This is a genomic window from Aquimarina sediminis (genome assembly GCF_002895435.1).
GTDB classification, from domain to species: Bacteria; Bacteroidota; Bacteroidia; order Flavobacteriales; family Flavobacteriaceae; genus Aquimarina; species Aquimarina sediminis.
Map to the genome: position 1 here is coordinate 1 of NZ_POYJ01000028.1, position 3,638 is coordinate 3,638.

Consider the following 3,638-nt stretch of genomic DNA (forward strand, 5'->3'; position numbering starts at 1 on the left):
AAGTTCATTACTCTCTTCTGCCGTTAAAAGACCTTGATAATCGTAATCTCTAAGACCATCCCATCCAAAACCCATGTAATGATTAAGGGGGTATTTATTATTGTCAAGTTCTCTAATAGCTTTTGCTGTAGGAAAAATAAAACCCCGTAATCACTGTTAATTACGGGGTTACTATTATTTAATTATGATATTGAGAAAGTATCAGTTCCTTTTATTTGCCAGATGTTATCAATTTTTTCTAAAAAAACTAAAGAGGCATAACCGTTTAAAGGCCCCATATTAACTCCTACTATTATAACTGCTTTTGTATACCCTTGATTGAAAGATATACGAGAAAAATTTATTAACTTATCAAAATTCTTTTCTACATATCTTCTATCTCTTTTCATAGCAACTGTATCGATGATGGATAGTTGATAAGGTCTATTAATTTTTATTTTAGATAGATCAACCTCTCTACTATCTTCTAAATCTTTTAACTTATTTACCAATTCATTAAATTCTTTGTCAAACTTCTCTTTTTTAGAAAATTTTTGATGAGTTCTTTTTTGTATTGGAAATAGACATATTTTCTTATCTTGATTTAAAATTGAGTCAATTTGTACTTCTGTAAATGGCTTTAAACCATACATTTCTCTAGGAGGTATTGTTGGTTTGGCAAATTCTTCAATCAATAAGGATAAAATTCTATAGGTGTTTTCTTCTTTTTTATGTTCAGTTGATATCCTACAAGAAAAAAACAGAATAACACAAAAGCTAAGCAATAAATGTTTCATAATTAATTACAGTTATTAGGATTAAAATTAGTATTATCATTTACAATAGCTTGTAAATGATAAAGTTCATTACTCTCTTCTGCCGTTAAAAGACCTTGATAATCGTAATCTCTAAGACCATCCCATCCAAACCCCATGTAATGATTAAGGGGGTATTTATTATTGTCAAGTTCTCTAATAGCTTTTGCTATTGGTATAACATACTTTTCAGTCATATAATTATGTTGTGCTCTAGTACTCATCGAGTTTAATCCTTTATAGTTTTTATAGAGATCAAATAATTGTTTTCTATCATTGGGATTAACCTCACCATTATGAGCTTGATCAACAAACCTATATATTTCGGCATGGATTCCTTCATGTAACATATTAGTAGCCCATTCTATTGGATTTTGGTTGTTAACCCCATTCTTTTAGTGTTAAAAGTAAGAGGCTATCATCGAAGACAGCCTCTTTATTAATTTTATGATATACTTAGTAGTTTTCGCTTAAAGATTTTCCAGTTACCATTCTCTTTTTTTAATAAGTATAGTACTGAGCTACCACCTTTAGGGTGGGGATAAGCAGATGAAACAACTACTGCTTTGTTTTTTTTAGGATTTAAAACTATTTCTGAAAAACGTATTACATAATCTACTGAACCATCAAGTAATAATTGTCTTGTATTATCAGTTGAATTAAATATTCTAAGTTTTCTGTTTTTCTTAGCCTGAATTTTTTCTAACTCAATTTTATGATTAGAACTTCCTTTAATTGATTTCAGTTTTTTTATCAGAATTTGATACTCTTTTTCTAAATCCTCAAATTTTCTTTGTCCATTATAAGTGAAAAAATCATCTATAACGGCAATATCAACATCCAATTTATAAATAGAATCCACATATCTGTTAAATGCAATAGTATCTTTAGTATACACCCCTGGCGGAGGCGTTGGTGGTGGTGGTCCGGGAGGTATTTGTTCGATTAACAAAGTTATTATTTCATATCTGTCTTTTTCAAGAGAATCAGATTGCTGCTTATCATTACTCGTATCCCTTTGGTTACATGAAATCAATATGAAAAATAGTAATCCTGTTAGTGCCCTAATTATTGACATGGTATATTATTTTTAGTTAAAACTTTATTTCCTAGTGTTGCCCAATCAGACAATTGTTGAGGGTCGGGTTTAATGTTATCAGGGGCATGGTCTATTAAACCTTCCCAAGCAAACCATATATAATGATCTAACGGATATTGGTTTTCACCCTATTCTCTTGATGTTAAAAGTAAGAGGCTATCTTCGAAGATAGCCTCTTTATTAAAATATTAGGAAATACTCAATGTTTTACGTTTAAAGACTTTCCATTTTTCGTCTATTTTTTTCAAAAAATAAACATCAATACTTCCGCTTAAGCTACTTGTGTCTTCGCTCATATATACTACAGCGATATCTTTGACTTCATTTATAGCAACATCTGAAAAAGCTACATAATAAGAAACATCTAGTTTGCTAAAAAGATTTTTAAAAGGCTTATTTACTAATTTTAATTTACGATTATTAGGAATCTTTAATAAATCCAGATTAATCTTTTCACAATTAGAGTTAGTTGATTCCAATTTTTCTAAAAGTAATATGAAATCATTAGATATATTTTCTTTAACACTTTTTGGGAACTTATTAATAGGAGCGCAATGGGCTAATATTGCTATGTTCACATCCAATTTATAAATAGAATCTACATATTTGTTAAAAGCCAAAGTGTCTTTTTTATGAACACCATAGGGCGGTGGTGGTGGTGGACCTGGAGGTAGTTTTTGTATTAGAAGAGAAATTATCTCATACTTGTCTTTTTCGAAACTATTGTCTTTTTCTTTATTGCATGATAAAATCATGAATAGACTTAAAATGATAAATAAAGTTTTGTTTATTATTGACATGGTATATTGTTGTTTTGTATGACTATTTGTGATTTCTGAATCCAGTTACTTACTTCTTGAGGTGTAGGTTTTATATTGTCTGGGACATACTCAATTAAACCTTCCCATGCTAACCACATATAATGATCTAATGGGTATTGGTATTTATCCAGTTCACGTAATGCCCTGGCAATGGGTTTTACATAATTTTCGGTCATATGGATATGTTGTACAGAACTTGTAGATCCCCATTGAGAACTTTTGTAATGAAGAAGTAATTGTAATATTCTATTTCTTTCATTAGGTTTCACAGTTGGATCATTTTTATGTACAAACCTATATATTTCTGCATGGATTCCTTCGTGTAATAATATGGCATTGAAGAGAACAAGATCAATTAACTAATCATATTACGGGAGTTGTGAAACTAAAAGTGTTATCTGGATTAAAAAACTCTGCAGATTAATATCTACAGAGTTTTTTAAGGTTATTAAGAAATCTCAAATTCATTAGAATAGACGATTTTCCAAATTCCACCTTTTTTTTCTAAAAAAACTAAAGAAGCGCTTCCACTCAGGAATCCCCTACTAACACCAATTATTATAGTAGCTTTATTATATTTTTGATTAAAAGAGGGGGGGGAAAATCTCATAAGCATATCATGGTTTTTATTAATATACCTTATATCAGATTTCAGCTTATTTGTATCTAGAATTGAAAGATTAATAGATTTTGGGGAATCAATTTTATCTAGATATAAAATTTCTTTGTTATATGCAAGATTGATTTTTTGTACTAAATCATAAAATTCTGGTTCCCAATCTTTCTTCTGGTTAAATTTTCTATTAGTTTTAATAAATGTCGGATATAACACTATACTTTGATTTTGGTTCCTAATAGAATCTATTTGTTCTTTCGAAAAAACAGATTTTTCCTCATTGGGTAGAGATGGCGGGGGGATAGGTC

Annotated in this window: 6 protein-coding genes; all 6 read right to left on the reverse strand. The window is 29.7% G+C overall.

Features of this window, described 5'->3' with window-relative positions; translation table 11 throughout:
- Positions 1 to 182 precede the first annotated feature (182 nt).
- Entirely contained in the window at positions 183 to 776 is a 594-nt protein-coding gene (locus C1X07_RS24625) for a vWA domain-containing protein (protein ID WP_103072709.1), read from the reverse strand.
- Between the two features lie 2 nt (positions 777 to 778).
- Positions 779 to 1,144 (reverse strand): hypothetical protein, encoded by a 366-nt coding sequence (locus C1X07_RS24630; protein WP_103072710.1) that lies wholly within the window; start codon positions 1,142 to 1,144, stop codon positions 779 to 781.
- 95 nt (positions 1,145 to 1,239) lie between these two features.
- Positions 1,240 to 1,872 (reverse strand): hypothetical protein, encoded by a 633-nt coding sequence (locus C1X07_RS24635; RefSeq protein WP_103072711.1) that lies wholly within the window; start codon positions 1,870 to 1,872, stop codon positions 1,240 to 1,242.
- 209 nt (positions 1,873 to 2,081) lie between these two features.
- Positions 2,082 to 2,648 (reverse strand): hypothetical protein, encoded by a 567-nt coding sequence (locus C1X07_RS24640; RefSeq protein ID WP_103072712.1) that lies wholly within the window; start codon positions 2,646 to 2,648, stop codon positions 2,082 to 2,084.
- Positions 2,649 to 2,683: 35 nt separating this feature from the next.
- The gene (locus C1X07_RS24645) at positions 2,684 to 2,983 is read right to left on the reverse strand and encodes a hypothetical protein (protein ID WP_103072713.1); all 300 of its coding nucleotides are present in this window, start codon (positions 2,981 to 2,983) and stop codon (positions 2,684 to 2,686) included.
- A 179-nt stretch (positions 2,984 to 3,162) separates the two neighbouring features.
- Positions 3,163 to 3,546 (reverse strand): hypothetical protein, encoded by a 384-nt coding sequence (locus tag C1X07_RS24650; RefSeq protein ID WP_128755397.1) that lies wholly within the window; start codon positions 3,544 to 3,546, stop codon positions 3,163 to 3,165.
- Between the last annotated feature and the right edge of the window lie 92 nt (positions 3,547 to 3,638).